Raw genomic sequence first — 24,796 nt, forward strand, 5'->3', positions numbered from 1 at the left:
GAGGAAGAAGCATTGATCGACGCGCGGCACGGCCTCGCTCCGACAGGCCGCCGGCGTCCCGCTTCATGGAGGTCCACATGTCCAATGCAATGCCAACACGCGGCGATGCCCGCATCGCCCGCAAGCTGATTTCTCTTGCTGTTCTTGTCATGGGCGCCGCGTTGTCCGCGTACTCGCCGGCGCAAGGCAGCAAGTCATCCGACATCGAGGCGCGTTATCAGAGCGAGCGCGCGGCATGCGACAAGGCGCCGCCGAGCCAGGACCGCGCGGCATGCCTGCGCGAAGCTGCCGCCGCGAGAGCGGAAGCGCGGCACGGACAGCTCAACGACGCGCAGACCACTTACGAGCAGAACGCACTCGCCCGCTGCGAAGCCCTGCCCGCGGAAGAACGCGACGCCTGCCAACGCCGTACGCGCGGTGAAGGCGTCACCAGCGGCAGCGTGTCCGAAGGCGGCATCTACCGCGAATACAAGGAAGTCACCCTGCCGCCCGCGACCTCGGCGCCGGATGCCGCGCCAGACAACAAGGCGGGCGAAGCGCCGAGCGGCGGCAAGCAGTAGTGCTAGCAGGCTGTTGAAAAACGTAGCGAGCGGGCCGAGACTGGGACCGAGGAGCGGACGCGTACGCCTGTACGCAGAGCACCGCAGGCCCCAGGATCGGCCCGCGCAGTAGTTTTTCAACAGCCTGCTAGATCAAGGCGCTCAACTCGGCCCAGGTCTTGACGATCGTTTCATCGACAGTGCCGTCGCCGTTCCTGTCGATGGCGATCTGCACGCTCGTGGCGTCGCGTACCGTCATGGTCAGGCTGGTGCCGTCACTCGCCCTCACCGTCATCACGCCCTGGTTTGGATAGAGGCCACCCTGCTGCTGGAAAGGCATTATCGTGTGCACGGTGTAGGAAACATTGTTGCCGATCCGCGGCAAGTCGCCCGTCAGCGTGTAGTCGCAGCGATAGGTGTACAAGTTGGCGGAAGTCACCGAAGCGTCATAGCTGTAGTTCGTCAGCATGCGCGTCACCATCGTACTGCCCCGGGTCGTAGTCATCTGCAACGAACTGCCGCTGACGGTGAAGGCCCGCGTTCCGGACTGGTTCTGTCCATAGTTCAGGCTGATGTCGCCATTGGCCGTACCCGTCATGTTGTTCTGCATGACGGAGAAATTGTTGAACGTCATCCTCATCGTCGCGTTCCACGCTCCCATGGGCGATGGCGTGCCGCTGATATTGCTGAAGGTGATGGTCAGTCCGCCATTGAACTGTTGCATGCCTTCACGGCAGCCGCTGCTGGTGACCGTCAGCGTATCGCCGTTCGAGACCATGTTCGTATTCATCATGTTGTACGAACCGGTCATCATGCCGCCGCCGCTGCAGGTGATCGTTCCCGTACCCATCACGCCGAGCACCATGTTGGCGGGCTGCTGCGCCAGCGCCCGGTACATCTGCTGGAGGCCGGCATCGATCAGGCCGGTGGTCGGCGTCGGCGTCTGCACCGACACGGCAGTCACAAGATCGGCGCCGGCAGTGCCGCCCGCGACTGCCTGGCTGTTGAGCGCATCGGACGCAGCGTAGGCCTGCGCGGCCACATCGCTCGCATTGGCGGAGGTGATGGTGGATGCGGCCTGCGTGGACGAACCTGGCGAACCGGACGATCCGCCGCCGCCACATGCGGCCAGCAGCAGCGCGGAGCCGATTGACAATGCCAGGGAAGAAAGTTTGAGAAGACGGGATTGCATGGTAAAGACTCCCTCTGTCAGATGGGAAAAGCAATATCGCGGGAACAGGCAGGCTGCCGCGTTTCCCGCGTCGATAAAATGAATGCCGGCCCGGCCTTCCTGCCGCTTGCGACGCAGCATGGCAAAGCGGTCGTCCATAAGACAATTACAGCCGATTTTTCCCGGCGCGCCAGTCCCGGTTGGCCGTGGAAACGGAATGTCTTGATCTGGGATAATTCGAGAATGGCCCGCAAAGATAAGTGGTTGGCCGGGAGAATCAAGCGTTGACGGTATGCATTTTCCCGCCGCGCGCATAATATCGCGTATTGTGCAGCCCTCGTGCGGCCCTCTCGCCGAGTTGAAAGTTCTGAACAAACATGATCCGGGGTGACCAATGAGATTTTCCGAGGACAGGCTGGCATCGCTCGCATGCAGCGACGGCATCGAGCGCAGCATCCACATCTGGGAGCCGAAGCAGCCGCGAGCGGTCATCCTCGCGCTGCACGGCGGCATGGCGCATGCGGGAGACTATGTCACGCCGGCACTGTACTTCCGCGACAAGGGCTTCGCCACGGTGAGCTACGACATGTGTGGCCACGACCGCAAGAAGCGCGTCGACATTCCTTCCTTCGACAGCTTTCTGGATGACGGAGAATTGTTCCTGAAATGGGTGAAGCGCAGCTACCCCGGTCTGCCGATCTTCGTGATGGGCCATTCGATGGGCGCGCTGATTAGCACCTGGCTCGGCCTCACCCGCTTCCCGCGCGATCGCGACATCAAGGGCTTCATCATTTCCTCGCCCTACTACGTCAATGCAATCAAGGTGCCGGCGCTGCTGGTATCGCTGTCCACCGTGCTGGCCAAACTCATGCCCAAGGCGAAAGTGCCGCTGGCTTCCCTGACCGACGCGCTGACCCACGATCCCGACATCACCGCGCGGCATTATGCGGACGAGAAGGATGATATCCGCGCGACCGAAGTGACATTCCGCTTCGCGAACGAACTGGCGCAGGCGCAGGCAGGACTGACAGGAAAGCTGTCGTCGTGGCCGTATCCGATGTTCGCCGTGGTTGCCGGCAATGACAAGCTGGCCGATGCTCAGGCGGTTGTGGCGATGTTAAAGACAGTTCGCCCCAACCTGCTGGAATACCATTTTTATCCCGATAATTTCCACGAGAATTTCAACGAGCTCAATCGCGAGGAAATTTTCGCGAAGATCCAGACCTGGATGGAGGCGCGCCTCGCACGTGCACAGGACGCGGCATAAAGGCCCATTTCGGCAGGGAGCAGACTCGATAATGGTTTGCGGCAGAGCCTGGCCCCCTGTACTGCATGTCCGCACACGGTGAAACGTGTACGCTCCGGCTGGACAATGTTCATGCTGCCTCGCGGTGCATTACGTTACATTCGGGTTCGTTACGGTTTGACTTTCAGCAGCGGACCTGCGGCATTAGGGAACTGACTGGTGTTCAGCACCTGCACTCCCGCGTTGTGTTCGCCATTGAAGGGAGTCACGGCGCTCGGGCAACCGGCAGCGGCGGCATCCTGCGGCGAGTTGAACCACATGCCGAGATGATAGGTGTGCACCGGGCCGCTCTGCGGATTCGAGGTCGCATCGGGGAAGGCATTGTTGTGCACCGAAGGCGCCGGGGCCACGCCCGGTGCGACGATGAAGGTCTCCTCATTGAAACGACCGATGAATGTCGCGTGTCCGTTTCCGTTGGCATCGGTTTCGATATCCCCTTGATACCATGACAGGCCGAACGGCGCGTTCGGCACCTGGATCACAAAGAAATCGAACTCGGTCCTCGGCGGCAGCCCTCGCACCAGGACAGACATCACTTCGACCGGCCCCTGCGGCAGTATCGTGACGGTCGCGCTTGCGTTCGGCAGGCAACCGGCGTTGACGATGCCGGGCGAGCGCACCATTTCGAACAGCGCCGGCCCGTTGGTCGCGCCGGCCGATGTCGCGCCACCGGCCAGTGCAGCGGCAACGAATGCCGTCACGCCCAGCCGGCGAAATGCTGATGCCAGCGGCCGCTGGATCGAAGGGGTATCTGTTTCGTTCGTAGTTGCGTTAGTCATATCGACCTTACTCCTTTCAAGATTGTCTGGAAGATCAAGGATGAAGGGTGCCAGCCGACACTGCCGCAAACCTGCATTGCGCGGCGCATACCGATCCACTCATGACACACGGTATTGCCGAGCCAGGCGCAGTCGGTACGGCAGGGCCGGCAAATGTGGCAACCCCGCTCCAATATAGGCAGTGCTGCTCAGGGTGGCTTGATGGATGTCGAACCCGCGCAGTTGATGCAAGCGCGGCGTACGCGGGCAATACAGCGTCAGGGAATTTTTTATTGCAGGAAGAATTGCTGCGTGGTGCGAATAAATTCTTGCAGGAGAACGATTGCACCGCTATTGATCGATGCATTGCATCAGTCTTGCGTCTGTCATGCATAATTGTTTGATGCGATCGATTCCGCAGCCAAGAACGTCAAGCATGTGAGACCTTTGGGCGAATGCCGCACTGCACATCCGCCTTTGCTATGATCGTGGGAACCATCGCGCATCGCAGGATCAAATCATGATTCATCACATCGGTATTGTCGCTTGCTCCGCCGAAGGTGCAGCGCTGTGTTATCGCACCATCTGCACCGAAGGCGCGCGGCTTCTCGGTCCGCATGCCCATCCCGAAATCTCGATGCACATGCACTCGCTCGCCGACTACGTTCGCTGCCTGGACCGCAACGACTTGCATGGCGTCGCCGAGCTGATGCTCTCCTCCGCACACAAGCTCGCCAAGGCCGGCGCCGATTTCCTGATCTGCCCCGACAACACGATTCATCAGGCATTCCCCCATGTCGAACCACAGTCGCCGCTGCCCTGGCTGCACATCGCCGAAGTCGTTGCGGAAGAAGCGGTCGCGCGCGGTTTCCGGCGCGTCGGCCTCACCGGCACGCGCTGGCTCGTCGACAGCGATGTGTATCCGGAAAAGCTCGCGGCGCGCGGCATCGCGTTTGTGCGCCCGAGCAGCGCCGAACGCGACGAGATCGGACGCATCATCATGGATGAACTTGTGCTTGGTGTTTTCAGACCGGAGTCGGTTGCATGCTTCCGGCAAGTGATTGCACGCATGAAGGATCAGGGATGTGACGCAGTTGTGCTTGGCTGCACCGAGATCCCGTTGATCGTCCATGATGCGAATTCGTCCTTGCCGACGCTGGATTCGACAAGGCTGCTGGCGCGCGCGGCACTGAAGCGGGCGGTCGGCTCGCCGGTGACACCAATCGCGGCGGAATAGGCGCTCGGCCTATTCGAGCACTTCCTCGGTCAGTTCGCGTATCTTCTTGCGCAGCTCCTGCAGCGCACGTACGCCGGTCTTCGTGGCGCGATAGTATTTGCGCCGCTTGCCCTCGATCACCTCGAACTGCACGCTCAGATAACCGGCGCTTTCCATCGCATGCAGGATCGGATAGAGCGTGCCGGGGCTGATGTCGTAGCCGTGATGCTTGAGTTCCTCCATCATCTCGACGCCATAAATCGCTTCCTTCGCGGCGTGGTGGAGAATGTGCACGCGGACGAAGCCGAGAAAAACGTCCCTGAATATCGCAATCAAGATCTGTCTTAAAAAAAGGGCCGGATTTCCCGGCCCGAATTGAAGCTACCCATTACTGGGCTTGCTTGTAATAAACCGGCTCGCCCTTGACCGTCGTCTGCGCAGGACGCGACTGGTTCTTGTTGAAGGTGTGCGTACGCAGGAACAGGCCATTGGCGGTCTGTCCTGTGCCCGGCATGTACTTCTCGACCGTGTACGAGGAATCGTGGCATTCCTTGCAGGTGTCCTTCGGCACGATCAACTTCGGAGTGGCATCGCTGATGTGCGAGGTGTGGCACGATGAACAGCTCAGGCGGTCCTTCACCTTGGCAGCGGTGTAGTGCGGCGACTGGAGGTATTCCTGGTACTGCTGGTGATGTTTCGCAGCGTCGTAGAAACCACCTGCCTTCGCGATGTCGTCGGTCTTGAACATGCCGGCAAGGTCGCCCTTGTAGACGGCATCGATCTTGTCCTCCGGTTGCACGCCTGGGATTATGGTGTGCTCGGGATACCACTTGGTCCAGTCGTCGCCGGGCAGCCAGGTCTTGCCGATAACAGGACTTGGCAGATGCTCCGACGGGTTGCCCTGCGCGGTCTTGTACAGATCATTCTCACCGCGGATATGGCAGTAGCCGCAGACGCGCGTCTGTTCTTCGATCGATTTGCCCTTGAAGCTGTATATGTCGCGCGCCTTTTCGGACTTGGAGTGCTTCGCGCCCGGGCCGTGGCAGGTTTCGCAGCCAACGTTGTATTCGACCATCGACCACTTCTGCTCGGTCGGTTTGGCTGAGTCATACGACGTGAGGCGGAAGCCGGTCGAGTGACAGGTTCCGCAGTTCGTTTCCCAGTCGTTCTTGTTGCCGTAGTTTTCCCACGCCTTAGCGACGGCGTTCCACTGCTTGTCGAGGAAAAGGTGGCCGCCGGTAGCAGGATTCCTGACCAGGAAGCGCTGCTTCCATTTCGAACCGATCACAAACTCGACATCGTTCAAGGTGGCCGGTGCGCCAGTCAGGTTGATTTTGGTCGGTCCGCCGTTGCTCCACTGTTCAACGACATCCTTGAGGATGGCCGTGTCCTTGGGGCGGATCATCTTGGCATGATACGACTGCTGCCAGCTCGCATAATCCTCCTCGTGGCATTCGCCGCATCGCTTGGAACCGACGAATTCGGGATCGGCTGCCAATGCAGCACCGCACAGCAACCAGGCCGTTGCGGCCATGGCAATCAGGCGCGGTCCGCGCCCCTGGAATATGGACCACATGACGTACTCCCTTCTCGTGACTGAAACTGGTTCAGCTGGCCGCGCCATGCGGGCGGCTCGGTCGAAAGAGTTGCTGTAGCGTGCCGATATCGATTGCCGATATTGTTGGTCGTCGATTCGCCGCCTGTCATTGACGGCAGTCAAGGCATTCCGGATTGATATCGCATTTCGGAGGGCAAACTTGATGCAGATGAATTTCGAGCGGAAGTGCATATCGCCGCAGTTGCGAGAGCGCGCCCTGGCACGCACCTCCTACTGCGGGCGATTCCTGTTCAACCAGTCACGAAATTCCGCGGCGGGAGCGGGCAATGCGTACAGATAGCCCTGCGCCATGTCGCATCCTTCGCTCTGCAGGAAGGATTGCTGGACCTGCGTCTCGACGCCTTCGGTCACGACGGTCATGTCCAGGCTGTGCGCCATCACGATGGTGGCTCTGACGATCGCTGCATCCGACGGGTTGACGGCGACGTCGCGCACCAGCGAGCAATCGATCTTGATTTCCGAAGGCGCGAGGCGGCTGATGTAACTGAGCGACGAGTAGCCGACACCGAAATCGTCAATGGCGATCTTGACGCCCAGTGTCTTCAGCTCTTCGATTGTCGCGTGATTCATTTCGTTATTGTCCAGCAAGACTTGCTCGGTGATTTCGATGCAGACGCGTTTCGGGTCGAGGCCGGTTTCCTGCAGCGCATCCGTGACGCTTTGCACCAGGGTGCCGCTCTTGAACTGGCGCGGCGACACATTGATCGAGACCGCAATGCCTCGCCCCTTGTGAACCGGCCACGCCATCGCCGAACGACACGCTTCGCCGATGACCCAGGTGCCGATCGCCGTGCTCAATCCCATTTCCTCGGCAAGGGAAATAAAGGTCTCCGGCGTCAGCAATCCGAGCGTGGGATGATTCCAGCGAATGAGCGCTTCCGCCATGAGCGGTGTTCCGTCCGCCAGCGAGACGATCGGCTGATAATGCAACTCGAACTCGCGATGCGCGAGCGCCGAGCGCAAGCCCGCTTCCAGCATCATGCGCTTCTGGAGGCGCGCGATGAGATCGGGGCGATAAAACTGCAAGTTGTTGCGGCCTTCCGCCTTGGCATGATAGAGCGCGCTGTCGGCGAACCGGAGCAGCGTGCGCGCATCCTGGGCGTCGTCCGGATACAGGCTTACACCCAGGCTGATGCTGATGCACATCTCGTGACCCGCGATGTGGAAAGGCTGCGCGCACTCGGCGCGCACTTTGTCGGTGACGGTCAATACGTCTTCCGCCGAGCGGACTTCCGTCAGCAGCATCACGAATTCGTCGCCGCCCAGTCGGGCAACCGTATCGATTTCGCGTATGGAGTCTTTCAATTTATGCGCGATCGCCTGCAGCAATTCGTCGCCCGCTTCGTGGCCGAGGCTGTCGTTGATCTGCTTGAAGTGATCCAGGTCGAGGAAGACCACCGCAAAACATTGCTGATGACGACGAGCGAACAGAATCTGCCGTTCGATTTCCTCGCTCAGGCAGGCACGGTTCGCCAGCCCGGTAAGCGGATCGTAATGCGCCAGGCGTGCCAGCCGGTCTTCCACGTCCTTGCGCTCGGTCAGGTCATGAATCTGCCACAGGTAGCACAGCGGCTCCTCATTCTGCCGCAGGAGGGAGACGCTCACCAGGGTCCACACTACCCGGTCGTCCCTGGTGCGGTAGCGCTTTTCGAACTGCGACGAGAGTGATTTGCCCGACAGTATTTCGTCGAGAACGGCGCGTTCGGACGACAGATCGTCATGGCAGCTGAAGCGCGCCTGGTCCGCGCCAACGAGGTCCGTGTCGGAATAGCCGAGCAGCTGGCAGATGGCGCCATTGACCTGCAGAAAACTGTTATCCAGGCCGACCAGCGCCATGCCCACCGGAGCGAAGTCGAAGACCTTCCGAAAGTGCTCTTCGCTTTGCCGGAGCTTTTGCTCCGCCGCCAGACGTTCCTGCACGCTGCGAAATACCATGACGGCGCCCAGCGAGTTTCCTTCCGCATCCTTGACGGGCGCCGCTGAATCGTCGATGGGCAGGCGCAATCCGTTGCGTGACACCAGCGTCGCGGCGAAATCGATGCCGACCGCTTTTCCTTCCTGCAGCGCACGCCTGGCAGGCGATTCCACCACGGCTCCGGTTTGCGTGTTCTCGATGTGCGCCACCTCGCCCACATCGCGCCCGCATGCCTCGCTCATTTGCCAACCCAGCAGGTCTTCCGCAGCGGGATTCATGAACTGGATTTTGCCCTGCTCATCGGTGGCGACGATGCCGTCCGCGACCGAGCGCAATGTCGAAGCGAACCATTGCTCCGAATCGCGCAGCTGCCGTTCGAGTTCGGCCTTGTAGAGCGCGACTTCGATCACGGCACGCAGCTCCTGCGGACGGAAGGGCTTGGTGAGATAGCCGTAGGAGGCCGTATGCGCTGCGCGCGCGACGGTGCCAGCATCGCTGTAGGCGGTAAGAAAAATCACTGGAATTTGCAGCCCGTGACTGATCTGTTCGGCGGCCTCTATGCCATCCATGGCACCCTTGAGGACGATATCCATCAGGATCAGGTTGGGCCGGAGTTTCCAGGCACGCTCGACGGCGTCCTCGCCGGTATCAGCAACCCCGCACACCGTATACCCCATTTCTTCCAACTGCAGTTGCAGGTCCAGCGCGACGATCGCCTCATCTTCCACGACGAGGATTTTTGACGAGTGTCGCTCGCCGATGGCGGTGGGCACCATGTTTGCATCTGTCATTCAATGCTCCCGGGCCGGAGAGTGGTTTGCAAGGATTTCATGCTTGAGCCTGTTTGATAAATGGGAAGACAAGGCTGGCCGTCACGCCCTGTTTTGTCTCCAGCGTAAAGTTCCCGTCCAGTTGCGTGGCGAGGGCCGTCACCAGCCTGAGGCCGAGCGTGGGCGTCGTGGCCGGCGTCATGCCCGGCGGCAGTCCTACGCCATCGTCCGCCACCGTGAGCCGCATGCTCATCGCGTCCTCTCTCTCCAGCCGGACGAAGACGCGGCCCCGACGACCGCCGGGAAATGCATGCTTGAGACTGTTGGAGATCAACTCGTTGAGGACAAGGCCAAGCGGAACCGCGATGTCCAGGCCGACCTGGATCGGCTCCGCCTCCGCGGTCAGTACAACGCCGCGCTCGCCGGCGCCAGCGGCGTCTCCAAGCTGCCGGCACAGATCGACAATGTAGCCATCCAGCGCGATAGATGACAGATTGCCCGACTGGTAGAGCTTTTCATGCACCAGCGCCATCGCGCGCACCCGGTCGGCGGCTTCCTTCAAGGCGACGCGTGTCGCATCGCCCGGCATGGCGCGTTCCTGGAGGTTGATCATGCTGGCGATGACCTGAAGATTGTTCTTGACCCGATGGTACAGCTCCTTCAGCAGCGTTTCCTTTTCGTGCAGCGCGGCGTTGATTCGATCCTCGTTTCGGCGCAATTCCGTCACATCACGCACCATCGCGATCGCGAGCACGCCTTCCGGCGACTGGAGCGGGCTGAGCATCACATCGGCCGGAAACTGCGTGCCGTCGGCGCGACGCCCTTGCAGATAGATTCCGCTTCCCATCAGGCGCCGGCCAGGGTTGGCGAAAAAGGATTCGCGCAAAGACTTGTGGTGCTCAGCAACTTCCCGGGGCAGCAAATCTTCGACAAAGAGGCCGAGCAGCTGTTCGCCCGTGTAGCCGAATACTTTCTCGGCCTCCGCATTGGCGCGAACGATGCGTCCGGATGGCGCCACAAGAATGATTGCGTTGGGCGCCTCCTCGAAGATGCGGCGCTGAAAGGCCTCGCTGTGTTCCAGCCGCTGCTTGATCGCGCGCATCTCCTGCTCCGCCCGTTCCGCCAGATCACGCTCGGTGGTGCGTTGCCGCAGCAATTGGGAGGTCTTGACGAGCACTTGCGCAACATCGTTCGCCTCCTTGAGGTGCAGCAGCGGCATCGCGACGGGCTCGCCATGTCCCAGCGCCTCGGCCGGCGCCAGCAGCGCGTGAATCGACCGGCTGATGCGCTCGCCGAGCAGCGCCGCAAACAGCAGCCCGACCGCCAGGGAAAGCGCCGCGACGCCGGCGATCCAGGCGATCGACCTCCATAGTTCGCGGGCGGTCACGACCAGGGGAACGCCAATGGCAACGGTCCAGTTCGAGACCGACGATCGGCTGAATGAAGAAACAACGGGGACACCTTCCACCGTCACATTCTCGATGCTGTCCTCGGCCACCTCCTGCATCCGTTTGACCAGTTGCGGCGCGCCTTTTTTCCCGACATAGCGTTCAGGTTCCCAGGTCCGTGCAACTGCAACGCCGCTGCTGTCGAAAATCGCAGCGACGCGATCCGGTGGAATGCGCTGCAGCCGCAATATTTCGCCCAGATGCGCGGGAAAGAAGCCCATCGACAGGTCGTAGATCACCTGATTGTTGCGCACCACGGGAACATCGATGCTGATCAACGGGCGCTGCGTCAGGCCGCCCGCGTAAAGGTCCGATATGACCGGCTTCGCCGTCTCGAACACACGGCGAAGCTGCGCCGGATTGCCGTGCCGGGGCAACGCGCTGCCGAAGGGGCGCAGCGTGTTCACGAGCTGCTGGCCGGTGGCATCGCTCAACACGAAGTTATTGTTCGGCCGATAGCGCTGCACGTCTTGCGCCTGCGCCCAGAATTCAGCGAGATTGCCGGAAGACAAATGGGGCGAGGTGGCGAGTGCCTGCAAGGTTCCCTGCGCACTCGACAGCTCGCGATCGACCGCCTGCATGAGCGCGCGCGCTGTCTCAATCCTCCTCAGCTCCGCGCGGACACGCTCGCGTTCATAGGCATGATTGATGAGCACCGCTGTCGTGACGATGGTCGGCACGATGCACGCGACCACCAATACAGAAAGCGACTTTCGAATGGTAAAGACACTTTCCTTCAGCTTCACAAGAACCTCGCTCAATCGTCAGATCTCGCTCGCCCTGATTGGTTGCGCGCTTCTCGTCGTCGCCATGAGCGAAACATCGGCCATTGCAGATTTGCAATAGCTTCGATAACAATATATTGATTGATAGGCTAAATCTGCTTGACGGGGAATGATTTGACGTATGACATGCAAAAGCATGTCATGGAGAATGTGGAGGTCCGGGATGTTTGCCGGCGAGACCGATGCCGGGAGGGATGGAAATGCGGGGGTGAGATTTGTTTCAGGTCCCTGGCATGTCTGGACAATATGTCCGCGCCGCATTACTTCCGCAGTTCCGGCGCTTGCACCAAGGCACGCTGCGTGCGACGCACCTTGCAGGATATGATGGAAAAGACAAACCCTGCCGTACCCGGCCCACACCACATTGAACGGAAAAGAAAACGATGACTTACGAGACGATCAAATACGACATCCAGGAAAATATTCTCACCATTACCCTGCACCGTCCGGAGAAGCTGAACGCTTTTACCGGCACGATGATGCTGGAGCTGATTGACGCCTTCGACAAGGCCGATGCCGACGACGAGGTGCGCGCGATCATCGTGACCGGCGCGGGCCGTGCCTATTGCGCCGGCGCCGACCTGTCGTCCGGCGCCAAGACCTTCGACTTCGCGGCGCGCGAAGACCGGCCCGACAAGCAAGGCACGCCGCGCACGGCGGACGGTGAAGTGGACTGGAGCCATGCATCGGTGCGCGACGGCGGCGGGCGCGTGTCGCTGCGCATCTTCGAATGCCTCAAACCGGTGATTTCCGCCGTGAACGGCGCAGCCGTCGGTGTCGGTGTCACGATGCAGTTGCCGATGGACATACGCATTGCCTCGGAGGACGCACGCTTCGGCTTTGTGTTCAACCGCCGCGGCATCACGCCGGAAGCCTGTTCGAGCTGGTTCCTGCCGCGCCTGGTCGGCATCAGCAAGGCGCTGGAATGGACTTATACCGGCCGCGTGTTCTCCGCGCAGGAAGCACTTGAAAGCGGACTGGTGCAACAGGTGTGCAAGGCGGAAGACCTGCTTCCCACGGCGCGTGCCCTGGCGCGCGAGATCGCCGACAACTGCGCACCGGTCTCGCTTGCGCTGACACGGCAAATGATGTGGCGCATGCTCGGCGCGGAACACCCGATGGATGCGCACCGCATCGACAGCCGCGCCATCTACGCCCGCGGCGCCGCGCCCGATGCCAAGGAAGGCGTGATGTCCTTCCTCGAAAAGCGCCCGGCGAAGTTCATCAACAAGGTATCGCAGGACATGCCGTCCTTCTTCCCGTGGTGGGAGGAGAAGGAATACAAGTAAAGGCGCGGCTTGTGCAGCGCTGCTCGCGTCAGACCCGCACCGGCGCAGTGGCGAGCAGGATGCCGGCCAGCGAGACGGCGAAGGCAGCCATCTGGATGCCGGTCAGCGTCTCGCCGAGCACCACGACACCGACCAGCGCGGCGCTCACCGGCAGCATCACGGTAAACACACCGGCCTGCGCAGCGGGAACCGACTTCAGACCGGTCATCCACAGCCACACCGTCCACACGCTCGCCGCCAGGCCGTAAAACACCAGCAGCAGCCATATCCCGGGCTGCACAGCCGCGAAGTTGAAGCCGAACGCCATGGACAGTGCGAGCGGCGTCATCAGCGCGAAGCCCCACAGATTGATGATGGCGCTGATGCGCTTGGGACTCAGCACTGCCGTGAGCTTCTTGCCGATCACCGCATAAGACGCTTCGCAGAGCACCGCCCCGAACACCAGCAGGTTGCCGAGCCAGGCCGTCTGCTGCGCATCGCCCGCCGCATGCGAAGGCTTGGCCAGCGACAGCAGGCCAATGCCGATCGCACCGCACGCCACCGCCGCCCAGATGCGCGCTCCGATGCGCTCCCTAAGAAAGATCCAGCTCATCAGCGCAATCACCGCCGGAATGGTCGCCATGATTACGCCGGCCGACACTGCGCTGGTCATGCGCACGCCAGAAATCATGCAGATCGTGAACAGGAAATTGCCGAGGAAGGATTCAAGGAACACGAGTTTTTTGGTCTGCCGCGACATCGGCTGCTCGTTCGCCGGCTTCTTCAGCCAGCGCAGCATCGCCAGCCCGCCGATGCCGAAGCGCAGCCAGGCCAAGAGAAAAACAGGAAAGACGATGGCCAGCGGTTTGGTCAGCGCGACATAGCTGCCGACGAGGGACATGGAGAGGGCGAGGCAACCATAGGCGATGGGGCGGCTTGGGGTGTAGCTCATTGAAGAAACTGGATTGATTGGTCAGGCAAGGAGGAGCATCAAGCCGATCATTGTACGGCTAAAGAGGCACTCGGCGTAGAAGCACCCGAAGCAGCGATGAGTCGCGAGACAGACGACTAATCGAGTCAAGCGTCGGGCGTGCGCGCGTCGGCGACAAGCGCCTCGGCTTTCGCCTTAGCTTGTTCCAGGCTCAAGCCGTCGTCATGGCGGAGCACGCGGATGAGCGCCATCGTATCGCCGCGACGTGCCAGTTCATTCAGAGTCGAATCATCATGGCGACGTGACAAGTCCGCCGTTGTCGTCGCCATCGTCTCGATAGAGACATGGTGCTGCCGCAACAGCTCAAGGAAGACCTGCATGCGCGGACGCGCCTGCCATTCGATGCGCAAGGTGTTGCCAGTTTCGAGGGACACCGGGAAATGCACCCAGGTGGAATGCTGCTTTCTGCCGCCCGGCCGCGCGCTGCGTTCGTCAGCCAGCTTGACGGCGAGTGCGGATGCATCGGCCAGTGCGCTTAAGCGCAGTTCGACATAAGACTTGCGCTCCGCGCGGACTGCGTTGTTATCGCTTGGCGTAATCCACCAGCGCCGGTGTCCGCGTGCCGCAGCAATGAGGCGATACGGAATGAACACGACCTGCACGTCATCGTGACCCCAATGCGCATTCCGATAGGAACGCCATTTGACGAATACGCCATTGTCGCTGGTCGCCGCCAGCCATGCGTGGGGCCGCGTCGCCTTGCGCCAGTCGCGCAACACCAGAAGCCAATATGGCGCAAGCGAAAGCGCAATCCACCATGCGATGAAGCCCGGAAGGCCGCCGCCTTTTCCAAATGCGACTCCACCATGCCAGCCGGCCCAGAGACAGCCCAAGATGACTGCGCCGACGATCGGCGCAGTCAACGCGTGCGATAGCGTCGACACGCGAAAGCGCCGCACGCCGGCGATCCGGATGTCGTCAAGGGTAAGCAGTTGGAGGTCGCTGTCCATGGAGTAGAACGGTTTCGCTTTCTACCGCATGATAATACGTCTCGCCACAAATTTTCACTGCCACGACAGAACCGATTTCATCGGAAACGTCACATACGAGGTGATCGCCAGCGGATATGCCGCCGGCGTTTTCTCATCGACCTCATCATGAAGCGCGCACACCCAGGTTCGACCACACAACCCGCAGTCGCTGCAGGAAGCGCATCCGGCATGCAGCCCGGCGCTGCGCCTTCCAAGCGTCACCGACAGGATGGTCAAGCGGGCTCTGGCGCTGACAGATCAGCGGTGCAGTTGCCGCAGGAAATGCTTGAATCGATTATTCGCCGCACGATTATCGGCGAGACACCCAGGGCAAGTGCAAGGCAGCTGGCGCTGTTGCAGCGAGTCGATCAAGGCTTCAGAGCCGCGGCCAGGAGCGTGCTGCACAGCAGGGACCAGCAGGAAGTCGGGCGCGAGACGACACGCGCGCAAATCGAACACCTTGCAAGCCATTCCACTCCGGACGAATTTGCGGCAGGCATGCGCTCTATTGTGGGTAATGCGCCGGATGTGAGTGTCCGGCTACGATCGCTGCCCGATCACTTTCAGGAAACCGCATTGCAGGTCCTGGCAGAGCAAACCCATTTGCGCTCGCTGGAACTGGATGCGAAGGGCACGCCTGACATCGCTCCGGATGCCGTAGCTGCAATGCAGGAAATTCTCCCCAAAAATCCGCAACTGCATCGTGCAGATTTGAACCTGAACAGGTGTAACCTGACCAGGGACGACGTCAACACCATTGCGAATAGCGCCAGCCTGAAATCCTTGACCTCGCTGGACATCGGGAACAACGACATCGACGACGACGGTGCGCTGGCCCTGGCGAACAGTGAGCATCTGCGCCTGAGATCCCTTGAGCTCAGGGGCAACAGCATCAGCGATGCGGGCGTGACGGCACTGGCGAACAGCGAGATGGCGCGGTCCTTGACTTCCCTTGGCCTGCGGAGCAACGCCTTCGTCGGCACGCCAAGCGTGATGGCCCTGGTGAACAGCGACAAACTGGCGGCATTGAGCTCCCTGGACCTCGGCAACAACGCCATCGACGATGACAGCGCGCTCGCCTTGGCGAACAGCGAGCGCCTGCGCTTGCAGTCCCTTGAACTGAGAGGCAACCGAATCTGCGATGCGGGTGTGACCGCATTGGCGAACAGCGAGATGGCGCGGTCGCTGAAGTCCCTCGGCCTTCGGAACAACCTCGGCATCAGCCCTGACGGCGTGACAGCGCTGGCCAACAGTGACAAACTTTCTGGCTTGGCCTCCCTTGACCTTCGTGGTAATTACTTCGTGGGCAATGAAGGCGCGATAGCGCTGGCCAACAGCAGGCACTTGAGATTGATGTCCCTTGATCTTGGGGGCTGCAGCATCAGTGACAGGGGCGCGGCGATATTGGCGCGCAGCGATACGGCGAGATCATTGACGTCCCTGGGCCTTCAGGACAACGACCTTGGTGATTGGGGTGCGAGAACCATGGCGCGCATCGGCAGACTGGACGCAGAGATATTCCTCAACTTGCTGAACAACCGCATCAGCGAAGAAGGCGCGAGAGCGTTGAGCGCCAGGTTCAAGCATGTGGTGGTGTAGCGCCTCCTCTTTCTTTGAACCGTGGCGCAAATTGATGCCCGCTGCCGTCCTTCTCATCAGGTTCCCGTGAGCCGGGAAGCCTGGCCATGCATAAATTTCAGCATATATGTCGAGCAATTTCATGCAGCGCACGTCGCGCCACAACTAATCACTGCGATGACAGAACCGCTTTCATCAGGAATGCCACCTATGAGTTAACTGCCAGTTCTTGCTATTGTGAGCCGGTCTGGCAGGAGGCGGTACCAACAAGGGCGCCACCTACGGACCTGTTGTCGCCGATTTCATGCATTGCCAATCGCCAGTGCCCACGTCGCAGGCGTTCCCTCATCGACTCATCATGAAACGCGCAGCCCCACCCCTGAGCACACAGCCGACATCCCCTGCGGGTGCCACGTCCGACATGCTTTCCAATCCTCGCCATCAGGATGGTCAAGCGAGACCAGGCGACGACAGACCGGCGGTGCAGTTGCCGCAGGAAATGCTGGAAACGATTGTCCGTCGCACCATTACCGGTGAGTCACCACCGGTCAGTGCAAGGCAACTGGCGTTGTTGCAGCGAGTCGATCAAGGCTTCAGAGCCGCGGCCAGGAGCGTGCTGCACAGCAGAGATCAGCAGGAAGTCGGGCGTGAGACGGCACGCGCACAAATCGAACACCTTGCACGCCGCTCCACGCTGGAAGAATTCGCGGCGGGCATGCGCTCTATTGTGCGTCGTGCGCCGGATGTCGGTATTCGACTGCGATCACTGCCCGATGATCTCCAGGAAACCGCATTGCAGGTTCTGGCAGAGCAAACGCATTTGCGCTCGCTGGATCTGGATGCGAAGGAGGCGCCCCGCTCGGTGCGAGGTGCCGTGACGGCAATGCAGACAATCCTCCCAAGGAACCCGCAATTGCAACATGCTGGCTTGAATCTGGCGGGATGCGAGTTAGCCAATGAGGTCATGAACGCCATTGCGAACAGCACGAGCCTGAAGGCCTTGACATCCCTGAACGTCGGGAACAACGCCATCGGCGATGAAGGCGTGGCGGCGTTGGCGAGCAGCGAGCACTTGCGCTTGCGTTCCCTTGAATTGCGAAGCAACAACATCAGCGACAGAGGCGTGACGACGCTGGCAAACAGCGAGATGGCGAGATCGCTGACTTCCCTTGGCCTTCGCAACAACGTCACCATCGGGCCGCAAGGCGTGGCGGCACTGGCAAACAGTGACAAACTGGCGGCGCTGACCTCCCTTGACCTTGAAGGAAACCTCTTCATCGGCGATGAAGGCGCGACGGCGCTGGCGCACAGCCGGCACTTGAGGTTGAAATCTCTCGACCTTGGGAACGGCAGAATCGACGAGGCGGGCGCGAGGGCATTGGCGAACGGCGAGATCGCACGGTCCTTGACCTCCCTTGCCCTCCCGGGAAATTACCTCAGAAATGGAGGCGTGTGCGCACTGGCGGACAGCGACAAGCTGGGAAATTTGACTTCGCTTGACCTTCAGGATTGTCGCTTCAATCTTGAAGGTGCGCGCGCATTGGCGAACAGCGTGCATCTGAGGTCATTGACATCCCTTAACATCGAGAACAACGGAATCTGCGATGCAGGCGCGGAGGCATTGGCGAACAGCGAGGAGCTGCGCTCCTTGACTTTCCTTGGCGCCGGGTACAACTACATCGGCGATTGGGGCGCGCGAGCATTGGCGCACAGTGAGATCGTGCAGACCCTGGATACCCTTGACCTTCGCGGCAACAGCATCGGCAATGAAGGTGCGAGGGCCGTGGCGAACAGCGACAAACTGCGCGCGGAGACGTTGCTCGACCTGCGGTACAACCCCATCAGCGATGACGCTGCGAGAGAGCTGAGAGCCAGGTTCAAACATGTAGCAATGTAGTGCTACCTTTGCTTTGAGCCATGGCACAGCTGCACCCCGCGCAGCTCAAGGCCGCCGGATCACGCGGGCGCTTCTTCTGCCACAGGTCCGGCCGGCCACCACCCTATACTTCTGTATGACTTTCTTCATGCGCCGACGCGCCTATCCTTACTTGACCGTGATTTCCTGCGCGGCACAAGACTTTGCTCGACAACCGATGCGGTTCGTCACCGTAACAACTGCACAAAAGGGGAGACGTCATGAAGAAACAAGCCATCCTATCCGCAATTTTCTGCCTCGCACTGCTTCCGCATGCCGGCGCATGGGCGCAAAAGCACGAGCTGCGCGGCGCCGGATCGACCTTTGCCGCGGCCGCCTACACCTCGTGGGCGTTTCGCTACGCCAAGGAACGCAATACGACGGTGATGTACCACGCTAGTGGCTCGGGCGATGGCGTGCGGCAGATCGTGTCGCGCGACGTGGACTTCGGCGCCACCGACCATGCGCTCGGGCCCGAAGAACTCAAGCGTGCCGGGCTGCTGCAATTTCCCACCCTGGTCGGCGGCGTCGTCCCCGTGTTCAACCTGCCCGGCGTCAAGGGCGGCCAGCTCAGGCTCACCGGCGCGGTGCTGGCCGCGATCTTCTCCGGTCGCATCGCGAACTGGGCCGAGCCCGACATCCAGGCGCTCAATCCGGACGTCAAACTGCCTAATCTGCGCATCAAGCGCATCGTGCGCGCCGAGGATTCCGGCACCACCGCCTCTTTCGGCGACTACCTGAGCAAGGTGGACCAGAACTGGGCCACCCGCGTCGGCAGCGGCCTGCGCATCAACTGGCCGGGCAGCGTGGAAAGCATCAAGGGAAACGAGGGTGTCGCAGCCGCGGTCCTGGCAACGCCCGGCGCCATCGGCTATGTATCGGCCAACCAGGTCGCGCGTTCCCATCTGGCCTATGCGCTCCTGCAGAACCGCAACCGGCAGTTCGTCGCCCCAACCGATGAAGCGCTCGCCGCCGCGGTCAAGTCCAGCATGGCGCCGCGCGACGAAAAACTCAGCTTCGTCGACATGCCCGGCCCCAACGTCTGGCCGATCACCGACGCGACCTACATCCTCATCGAACAACATCCGAAAAGCCCGGAGCGTGTCCGGGACGTGCTCCGCTTCTTCTACTGGGCCTTCCTGCGCGGAGACGAGATGGCAGCGGAGACGGGGTACGTGCCATTGCCTTCCACGGTGCAGGCCCGCGTGGTGGCGAGCTTTCGTGAAGTCCAGGACGCGCAGGGCAGATCGCTGGATTTCATGAGCGGTGCGGTACGGGACGGTATGACGGTGGCGGCAGTCACCGGCGATGTCGATGGCGCGACGCGCCGACGCATGACGCAGGCTTTGCAGCTGGCATCGGTGCAGGCGCGGCTGAGATAGCGCGGCTGCAAGCAAAGATGGGGCGAGGTAGTGCGAGGTGCGCGGGGGGCCGGCGAAGGTCGAGGCTGACCTCCCATCGGCATCGCGCCGATAATGCGCCTGATGGAACATGCCGGTTGCCCCCAATCACTGGCAGTCAACACTCGCTACCGGAGGCTCGAAAATGACGAAGTTTTTGCCAGGGATTTTGGTCGGGGCGCCGTTTTTGGTGACAAGCATTTTCCTGGCTGATACTCAGCTACACAGCCAGAAGGAGCTCTCCCGCGCTATCGACGTATGTCGGCCTTATCGTTGCGTGAAGTACAAGGGTAGCGACGACCATTATCACTATTTCCAGGAAACCGGAAAGTTCGGAGCGCTCGGGCCCTCGAATAAATTCAAGATTTCCAAAGACATTATCTCGATTCAACCCTCTGCCGTGGATAGGTCCATGACTTACGACCAAAATAACGGCCTTTTTAAAATTATCGGGATAGGAAAACCGGAAGAAGTCATCAAAGCAGATTTCGTCGAACAATACACGCGGGAAGAGGAGAATTATCTGGAGGCAGTGAAGCAGCTCAATGGATATTCAAAATCGGACGCGAGCGAACACAAGCTTAGAGCGGTCCGTCAGGCCATGATGGCTTCCTATTTCGCCAATCACCTGAACGAGGCAAGCACGTACGCACATGCGCTGATCGACGTGGTCAATGACAGGAGCACGTCATTTTTTTATCGCGGTGGCGTGGACCTCTATGCTGACAATGTCTACCGTGCCAACACGGTACTCGGATTGGTTGCGTTAAAAAGCGGCAATGTAGAACAGGCAAAAACACATTTAATCGAGTCAGCGAAGGTTCCTGGATCGGCCGTCCTCAGTACCTTTGGTCCGAATACAGTGCTTGCACGCGCCTTGCTTTTGGCTGGCGAAAAACAAGCCGTGATTGAGTACCTGACCCTGTGCGAGAAATTTTGGAAAGTTGACACGTTAAGGGACTGGAAAAGCATGATCGAGAACGGTGAAACACCGCCTTTCAGTCAATATCTTTACTAAGAGCCTATCCCAGTAGGAAACAGCCCCGCGTTGGGGGCAAAAAGGTGCGCCAGCAAGGGCGAGGATGCGGCATAGTGATCTATGCAAAGACGAGCAACACAGCTGGCGTGCGTTTTTGCCCCCAACCCGGAGGGCCGCTACCCATTGGGGCACATGGCGGTGTTGCGAGTCCCTTGCGTGGATCACCATGCAGCGGGCCTCGCGCCTTGCCCTGTGCCCCAATGGATATCGGCGTGGGGCTGTTTCCTACTGGGATAGGCTCTAACGCCCTTCAAGCCATGCGGCCATCCCAAGCCCCGCAGCATGGCCGCTGGCAAAGCAGCCGGTCAGCAGATAGCCGCCCGTTGGCGCTTCCCAGTCGAGCATTTCGCCGGCACAGAACACCCCCGGCAACGCGCGCAGCATCAAGTGCGCATCGAGCGCCTCGAAGGCCACGCCGCCCGCGCTGCTGATCGCCTCGTCGATCGGACGCGGCGCCACCAGCTTGAGCGGCAGCGATTTGATCGCCTGCGCCAGGCGTTGCGGGTCCGCGTACTCTTCTTTCGACGCCAGTTCGCGCAGCAGTCCGGCCTTCACGCCGCGCAAGCCGACCCGGCTTTGCAGGTGTGAAGCCATCGAGCGCGAACCGCGCGGATGCGCGACCTCGTCGATCACGCGCTGCAGGCTCTTGCCCGGCACCAGGTCGAGCGTCAGCGTCGCTTCGCCGTGCACGGCGATCGCATCGCGCAGATGCGACGACAGCGCATAGACCAGGCTGCCCTCGATGCCGCTTGCGCTGATGACGAATTCACCCTGGCGCGTGTGCGTCTGTCCATCCGCGCCAACCACGCTGGCAACCACCGACTTCACCGGCTCGCCGGCAAAGCGCGTGCGGAAATGTTCGATCCACGGTGTATCGAAACCGCAATTGGCCGGCTGCAGCGGCTTGACCGTCACATCCTGCGCCGTGAGCAAGGGCACCCACGCGCCATCGGAGCCGAGACGCGCCCAGCTTGCGCCGCCGAGCGCAAGCAGAACCGCATCCGCATGCACGCGTTGCTCGCCGTCGGGCGTCGCGAAGCGCAGATTGCCGTCCGCAGGCTTGCCCTCCCAACCTTGCCAGCGATGCCGCATGTGAAAGCGCACGCCGGCGTCGCGCAGGCGATGCAGCCACGCGCGCAGCAGCGGCGCGGCCTTCATGTCGGTCGGAAAGACGCGGCCCGAGGTGCCGACGAAGGTCTCGATGCCGAGCCCGTGACTCCATGCGCGCAGCGCCTGCGGGCCGAAGGCATCGAGCAGCGGCGCCATCTGTTCACGCCGCGCACCGTAACGGCCGAGGAAGGACTCGATCGGCTCGGAATGCGTGATGTTCATGCCACCCTTGCCCGCCAACAGGAATTTGCGTCCGACCGATGGCATGGCGTCGAAGACCTCGACCTGCAAATTGCGCCCGCTCAGTACCTCGGCCGCCATCAGGCCGGCCGGGCCGCCGCCGATGATGACTACGCTTTTTATGGGATTGCTTTTCGTGTGCATGGACGACATTATCCGGGGTTTCGGCGTGGCCATCACAAGGAAACGGCGCAGAAGATGCCACAATTCCGCACGATGGCATTCTTGCAATTTTTTGCGATTCGCTTGTGCCATCTATTTGCCGGCGGCACCGCCCAACAAGAAATGAAATCAGGGAGAACGAATGGCCGAGGCCACGATTGAAGGACGTGCGGCTTCGCAGCCGCTGCGCTTACAGGATGACGAGCCCCCTCAGCGCACCGCTGCGGTGGCGGTGGGCGTGAAACCGGCCGCACCGGCCGAACAGGATTTCAGCGCTCCGCAGCGCTTCGAGTTCACCGGCACCGGTTCCGAATATTTCCGCATCTGGGTGGTGAACCTGCTGCTGACCATCCTGACGCTTGGTGTCTATTCCGCCTGGGCCAAGGTAAGGCGGCTGCAATACTTCTATCGCAATACCCGCGTCGCCGGCACGATTTTCGACTATCACGGCGATCCGAAGGCGATCCTCAAGGGGCGCATCCTGGCACTCGTGCTGATCGCCGCTTACCAGATTTCTTTCGACATCTCGGTCGTGGCTGCCGTCATCGTCGCGCTCATCCTCGCCGGCATCACACCGTGGCTGCTGGCGCGCGCATTCCGCTTCAAGATGGCTAACTCAAGTTATCGCGGTCTGCGATTCCATTTCCGCGGCACGGTCGGCGAGGCGTACCGGATGCTGATCCTGTTCCCGGTCGTGCTCGCATTCATCGGCTTGTTCATCTGGAGCATTGTGGTGTCCTACTCGCACAATCCCGGAATCGGCGTGATTCTGCTGACGACACTGCTGCCGCTCATCGCACTCGGCGTCACGGTGCCGCTGGCGCACTACTGCCTGAAGCGCTATCAGCACGACAATGCCGATTATGGGCGCACGCCGTTTTACTTCCATGCGCGCGCGTCCGCATTTTTCAAAGTCTACGGCAAGGCGGTCGGCTTCTTCTTTCTCGGCGCGATTCCGGCAGCGGTGTTCGGCTTCCTGACCGCCGGCGTGTTCGCGTTTCTGCAGAAGACGATTTTCGGCTGGCTGTTCGCGCTGGTGTATGGCCTGCTGAACGCATACGCTTTCTACCTGTTCGTGCGGCCCTATCTGGAAAGCCGCATCCAGAACCTGGTCTGGAACAACACCGAACTCGGCATGCACCGTTTCGAAAGCGCCGCCAGAGCGCGCTCCCTGTTGTGGATACATGCATCGAACCTGGCCTTGATCACGCTGACCTGCGGCTTGTACAAGCCCTTCGCCGCCGTGCGGCTGGCGAAGTACCGCATCGAAAGCATGACCCTGGTGCCGTCCGGCGATCTGAACGAATTCCTGGCCGACCATTGCAACGACCACGCCGGCGCGATCGGACAGGAAGCCGGCGACTTGTTCGATATCGATATCGCCCTATGATTACTGCGACCTATTTTGACGGTCAAAGCGCGCGCTCCCAGCCGGTGACCCTGCTGATCCACAAGCGCATCGTCGCCATCGACGGCTACGGCGTGCGGCGCAGCTACCGGCTATCCAAGCTGGACGTATCGGAGCGGCTGGACCATGCGCCGCGCATCCTGCGCCTGCCGGACGGCGGATTCATCCACAGCAGCGATCCGGGCCTCGACCGGCTGCTGCGCAAGAACGGTTATCGCGAACCCCGCGTGGTGCATTGGCAGATGCAGTGGCCACGGTCCTTGCTCGCGCTCGTGTCGCTGCTGGCCGTACTGATCGCCGGTTATCAATGGGGCCTGCCATGGGCGGCGGACACGCTCGCGCAGCAGTTGCCGGAAGCAATCGGGCAACGCATCGGCGACGAGCAGCTGACGATGATCGACGGTCGCTTCATGGAGCCGTCGCGTCTTGCGCCAGAGGAGCAGGAACGCCTGCGGCAGCTGTTCGCGCAACTGAAGCAGCCACGCGGCGAGAAGACCGCATACCGGATCGAATTCCGCCGCAGCAAGATGAGCCCGAATGCCTTCGCATTGCCCAATGGCGTGATCATCATGACCGATGAGATGGTGACGTTCGCGCACAACGACCATGCGGTGCTGGGCGTACTCGGACATGAACTCGGCCATGTGCAGCGCCGGCACTCGCTGCGGCACATGATGCAGGCGGCGGGCATGGGCGTCGTCATTCATCTGCTGATCGGCGACGTCTCCAGCGTGCTGGCGGCCGCACCGGCCTTCCTGCTCGACCAGAAGTATTCACGCGACTTCGAGCGCGAGGCGGACGGCTATGCGATTGACATGATGCGCGAGAATCACATTCCGCTATCACCAATGGCGGACCTGTTCGAGAAGCTGGGTGCGGCGCATGAGCACGATCATGGGGAGGATGAGGTGCCGAAGCGGCGAGGTCAGCGCAAGACCCGGCGCGACAGGCCGCTGGACTATCTGAGCTCCCACCCGAGCGACGAGGAACGGATCGGCCGGCTTCGCGCGGCGGATGGTAAGTAGCTACAGCGTCACCGGCTTGATGAACAACGGGTTGCGCGTGGAGCTAACGACAGCGAACAAGAACCGGGGTTAGGTCTTGCTACCTCGTATCTGCTTGATTGCGGGACCTGCCCCTGTTCTCTTGCGATTTTCGTGGGATTGGTTTGCTTGTGCATGGGCGACA

19 protein-coding genes are annotated in these 24,796 nt (G+C 61.0%); 10 read left to right on the forward strand and 9 right to left on the reverse strand.

Features of this window, described 5'->3' with window-relative positions; all coding sequences use genetic code 11:
- Positions 1 to 77 precede the first annotated feature (77 nt).
- Positions 78 to 560: a hypothetical protein gene (locus E6W33_RS14320; RefSeq protein ID WP_211097340.1), complete on the forward strand. Its 483-nt coding sequence runs from the start codon at positions 78 to 80 to the stop codon at positions 558 to 560.
- 127 nt (positions 561 to 687) lie between these two features.
- Here the strand turns inward: E6W33_RS14320 and E6W33_RS14325 are convergent, their stop codons facing one another.
- The gene (locus tag E6W33_RS14325) at positions 688 to 1,731 is read right to left on the reverse strand and encodes a hypothetical protein (RefSeq protein ID WP_136417982.1); all 1,044 of its coding nucleotides are present in this window, start codon (positions 1,729 to 1,731) and stop codon (positions 688 to 690) included.
- Positions 1,732 to 2,104: 373 nt separating this feature from the next.
- Here E6W33_RS14325 and E6W33_RS14330 point away from each other — a divergent pair, with 373 nt between their 5' ends.
- Positions 2,105 to 2,977, forward strand: coding sequence for an alpha/beta fold hydrolase (locus E6W33_RS14330; protein WP_136417983.1), 873 nt, complete (start codon positions 2,105 to 2,107; stop codon positions 2,975 to 2,977).
- A gap of 149 nt (positions 2,978 to 3,126) precedes the next feature.
- On the opposite strand, the gene E6W33_RS14335 is transcribed toward E6W33_RS14330, so the two are convergent.
- Complete coding sequence (locus E6W33_RS14335; protein WP_136417984.1) at positions 3,127 to 3,795, reverse strand: hypothetical protein; 669 nt, start codon at positions 3,793 to 3,795, stop codon at positions 3,127 to 3,129.
- Positions 3,796 to 4,294: 499 nt separating this feature from the next.
- On the opposite strand from E6W33_RS14335, the gene E6W33_RS14340 reads away from it, so the two are divergent.
- Positions 4,295 to 5,011 (forward strand): amino acid racemase, encoded by a 717-nt coding sequence (locus E6W33_RS14340; RefSeq protein ID WP_136417985.1) that lies wholly within the window; start codon positions 4,295 to 4,297, stop codon positions 5,009 to 5,011.
- Between the two features lie 9 nt (positions 5,012 to 5,020).
- Here the strand turns inward: E6W33_RS14340 and E6W33_RS14345 are convergent, their stop codons facing one another.
- From E6W33_RS14345 to E6W33_RS14360, 4 genes are all read right to left on the reverse strand, one after another.
- Entirely contained in the window at positions 5,021 to 5,326 is a 306-nt protein-coding gene (locus E6W33_RS14345; RefSeq protein ID WP_211097341.1) for a PadR family transcriptional regulator, read from the reverse strand.
- 52 nt (positions 5,327 to 5,378) lie between these two features.
- On the reverse strand, positions 5,379 to 6,566 hold the full coding sequence (locus E6W33_RS14350; protein WP_211097342.1) for a multiheme c-type cytochrome: 1,188 nt from the start codon (positions 6,564 to 6,566) through the stop codon (positions 5,379 to 5,381).
- A 252-nt stretch (positions 6,567 to 6,818) separates the two neighbouring features.
- The gene (locus E6W33_RS14355) at positions 6,819 to 9,314 is read right to left on the reverse strand and encodes a GGDEF domain-containing response regulator (protein WP_136417987.1); all 2,496 of its coding nucleotides are present in this window, start codon (positions 9,312 to 9,314) and stop codon (positions 6,819 to 6,821) included.
- A 37-nt stretch (positions 9,315 to 9,351) separates the two neighbouring features.
- Positions 9,352 to 11,502: a histidine kinase dimerization/phosphoacceptor domain -containing protein gene (locus E6W33_RS14360; protein WP_136417988.1), complete on the reverse strand. Its 2,151-nt coding sequence runs from the start codon at positions 11,500 to 11,502 to the stop codon at positions 9,352 to 9,354.
- Between the two features lie 407 nt (positions 11,503 to 11,909).
- On the opposite strand from E6W33_RS14360, the gene E6W33_RS14365 reads away from it, so the two are divergent.
- Complete coding sequence (locus tag E6W33_RS14365; RefSeq protein WP_136417989.1) at positions 11,910 to 12,815, forward strand: crotonase/enoyl-CoA hydratase family protein; 906 nt, start codon at positions 11,910 to 11,912, stop codon at positions 12,813 to 12,815.
- Between the two features lie 28 nt (positions 12,816 to 12,843).
- On the opposite strand, the gene E6W33_RS14370 is transcribed toward E6W33_RS14365, so the two are convergent.
- Positions 12,844 to 13,746, reverse strand: a complete 903-nt coding sequence (locus E6W33_RS14370; RefSeq protein WP_136417990.1) for a DMT family transporter — start codon at positions 13,744 to 13,746, stop codon at positions 12,844 to 12,846.
- 125 nt (positions 13,747 to 13,871) lie between these two features.
- On the reverse strand, positions 13,872 to 14,735 hold the full coding sequence (locus tag E6W33_RS14375; RefSeq protein ID WP_136417991.1) for a hypothetical protein: 864 nt from the start codon (positions 14,733 to 14,735) through the stop codon (positions 13,872 to 13,874).
- A gap of 147 nt (positions 14,736 to 14,882) precedes the next feature.
- Here E6W33_RS14375 and E6W33_RS14380 point away from each other — a divergent pair, with 147 nt between their 5' ends.
- The 4 genes from E6W33_RS14380 to E6W33_RS14395 all read left to right on the forward strand — a co-directional run bounded on the left by E6W33_RS14380 (position 14,883) and on the right by E6W33_RS14395 (position 20,667).
- A complete protein-coding gene (locus E6W33_RS14380) occupies positions 14,883 to 16,355 on the forward strand; it encodes a hypothetical protein (RefSeq protein ID WP_136417992.1) in 1,473 nt (490 codons plus the stop codon).
- A gap of 337 nt (positions 16,356 to 16,692) precedes the next feature.
- Positions 16,693 to 18,231, forward strand: coding sequence for a hypothetical protein (locus tag E6W33_RS14385; protein WP_168798647.1), 1,539 nt, complete (start codon positions 16,693 to 16,695; stop codon positions 18,229 to 18,231).
- 239 nt (positions 18,232 to 18,470) lie between these two features.
- Entirely contained in the window at positions 18,471 to 19,631 is a 1,161-nt protein-coding gene (gene pstS / locus E6W33_RS14390; protein ID WP_136417994.1) for a phosphate ABC transporter substrate-binding protein PstS, read from the forward strand.
- A gap of 163 nt (positions 19,632 to 19,794) precedes the next feature.
- The gene (locus tag E6W33_RS14395) at positions 19,795 to 20,667 is read left to right on the forward strand and encodes a hypothetical protein (protein WP_136417995.1); all 873 of its coding nucleotides are present in this window, start codon (positions 19,795 to 19,797) and stop codon (positions 20,665 to 20,667) included.
- A gap of 261 nt (positions 20,668 to 20,928) precedes the next feature.
- Here E6W33_RS14395 and E6W33_RS14400 read toward each other — a convergent pair whose 3' ends face one another.
- Complete coding sequence (locus E6W33_RS14400; protein ID WP_136417996.1) at positions 20,929 to 22,191, reverse strand: TIGR03862 family flavoprotein; 1,263 nt, start codon at positions 22,189 to 22,191, stop codon at positions 20,929 to 20,931.
- Between the two features lie 151 nt (positions 22,192 to 22,342).
- On the opposite strand from E6W33_RS14400, the gene E6W33_RS14405 reads away from it, so the two are divergent.
- Complete coding sequence (locus E6W33_RS14405) at positions 22,343 to 23,590, forward strand: YjgN family protein (RefSeq protein WP_136417997.1); 1,248 nt, start codon at positions 22,343 to 22,345, stop codon at positions 23,588 to 23,590.
- The gene (locus E6W33_RS14410; RefSeq protein WP_136417998.1) at positions 23,587 to 24,633 is read left to right on the forward strand and encodes a M48 family metallopeptidase; all 1,047 of its coding nucleotides are present in this window, start codon (positions 23,587 to 23,589) and stop codon (positions 24,631 to 24,633) included. The genes E6W33_RS14405 and E6W33_RS14410 overlap by 4 nt, the downstream gene beginning before the upstream one ends.
- The last annotated feature ends 163 nt before the right edge of the window (positions 24,634 to 24,796 follow it).

Source organism: Herbaspirillum sp. ST 5-3 (assembly GCF_004804275.1).
Taxonomy (GTDB): domain Bacteria; phylum Pseudomonadota; class Gammaproteobacteria; order Burkholderiales; family Burkholderiaceae_D; genus Noviherbaspirillum.